Genomic DNA, 1999 nt, shown 5'->3' with positions numbered 1-1999 from the left:
GTAGGGTCCGCTGTGCGGACCGACGACCGTGCCGATCGCGCGGTGGCCGGGTCTATGATCAAGGCCCTGCCGGCGGGCAACGAAACATCGGTCAGGGTGTAACAGGCCTGTCATCAGGATCAGAGATAATCCAAGGCTATGTGTCCGTTTCCGGACGCTCGGAAGCTCGCTTTCTGACTGGTTACGCGTCAACCGCATGCATACATCACTCGCGTCGCTCCCATCGCGCTCAACCCTCGGTGCGATCAAGACCATCGAACTGATCTGGTTCAACGCGGGGGGGGGGCATCGTGCGGCCGCGCAGGCGCTGGAGCGGGTGATTCGTGACCAGGAACGGCCGTGGCGCGTCCGTCACGCTAACCTGATGCAGGTGATCGATCCAAAAGGAGCCTTTCGCCGCTTCACGGGTATGGAGCCGGAAGATCTTTACAACAAGCGCCTGGCCAGCGGATTCACGTTGGGGCTGACGCAGGAGCTCAAAGTGCTCCAGCGCGCGATACGCTGGGGTCATAGCGCTATGGTGAAACGGCTGACGGCGCATTGGCACTGCACCCGTCCGGATCTGGTCGTGTCACTGATTCCCAACTTCAATCGTGCCATGCACGACAGTCTGGCGCTGGCTCGGCCGGGTGTGCCCTTCGTGACCGTGCTGACCGACATGGCGGATTATCCGCCACACTTCTGGATCGAACCAGACCTTGCGCAGCATGTGGTCTGTGGCACGGATCACGCGGTCGCTCAGGCACTGGCGGCCGGTTGCAAGCCGGGTCTTGTACATCGCAGCAGCGGCATGATTCTGCGCCCCGATTTTTATGCGGCGGCGCTTGGTCAACGTGTCGCCGATCGGGTGCGCGAGGGATTGGACGCGCATACGCCGACCGGGCTGGTGCTGTTCGGCGGCACGGGTTCCCGGGCGATGAAGGGGATTGCCGCGCGCTTGCCCGACGTCCCTCTGATTCTGATGTGCGGGCGCAACGCCACTTTAGCCGATGCGTTGCGCGCGCTGCCGGCGCGGGCGCCCCGGGTGGTGGTGGGTTTCACGACCGAGGTGGCGCGGTGGATGGGGCTGGCTGACTTCTTCATCGGCAAGCCGGGGCCGGGAAGTCTGAGCGAGGCGGTGCAGTGTGGCTTGCCGGTGATCGTAACCCTGAATCCCTGGACCATGCCGCAGGAGCGCTGGAATACCGAGTGGGTGCGTGAACATGGTCTGGGTGTCGTGCACCGCAGTTTCCTGAGCGTGCGGGCAGCGGTTGACGAGGTGATTCGAAACCTGCCGGAATACCAGGCGCGCGTCCGCCGCATCGACAATGGTGCACTGCACGAGATTCCGCAGATTCTGGAGCGCATTCTCGATCAGGCGCGGGCGCCGGTTGTCAATGTGCGCCAGATTCCTGTCGCGGTATCGTCATCGGGCTATCCGCGTGATGTCATCAGGGCGGCGCGGCGTGCGCGGACCTAGCAGATAAATGACTCTTATCAGGTGAGACTATGAACACTACGTTTGCCGCGATCGGCTGCGTTGTGCTGTCGGTGATGGCGCAATTCCTGATCAAGGCCGGTATGTCGAGTGCGGCGGTGACGACCGCGCTCGCGCAGCCTGCCGGTCTGCATACGGCCGTAGCTGTTATGCTGGACCCCAAGATCATCGGCGGGTTTACACTCTACACGCTCGGGGCCGTCGCCTGGCTGAGCGTCCTGGCGCGCTGGGATGTCAGTAAAGCCTACCCGCTGGAGGGTCTGGGCTTCGCGCTGGCGCTGGTCGTCGGGTTCATGATCGGCGAACAAGTCACCTTGCTGCGCACGCTCGGCGTGGTACTGATCTGCGCCGGGGTGTTCGCGGTCAGTGCGAGCTGAGGGTGTCTGACAACCATCCCTTTTAGGTGATTTCCGGAACACCGGAGACCACCCACCATCGGCTCGGATGGCCTTGATCATGAATCCGGTCAGATCCAAGCCGGCACGCGTCGCGGCCGCGGGCCGCTCCTACGGTAGGAGCGGC

2 protein-coding genes are annotated in these 1999 nt (G+C 63.4%); both read left to right on the top strand.

The features are described from left to right. The first annotated feature begins 196 nt into the window (after positions 1–196). The gene (locus QZY03_RS14390; protein WP_295582167.1) at positions 197–1459 is read left to right on the top strand and encodes a galactosyldiacylglycerol synthase; all 1263 of its coding nucleotides are present in this window, start codon (positions 197–199) and stop codon (positions 1457–1459) included. Positions 1460–1488: 29 nt separating this feature from the next. Beyond that, entirely contained in the window at positions 1489–1854 is a 366-nt protein-coding gene (locus tag QZY03_RS14385) for a hypothetical protein (protein ID WP_295582165.1), read from the top strand. The last annotated feature ends 145 nt before the right edge of the window (positions 1855–1999 follow it).

Source organism: uncultured Lamprocystis sp. (assembly GCF_903933125.1).
Classification (GTDB): Bacteria; Pseudomonadota; Gammaproteobacteria; order Chromatiales; family Chromatiaceae; genus Thiodictyon.
The sequence above is the reverse complement of the archived record's forward strand: the minus strand, read 5'-3'. Positions and strand labels throughout refer to the sequence as shown.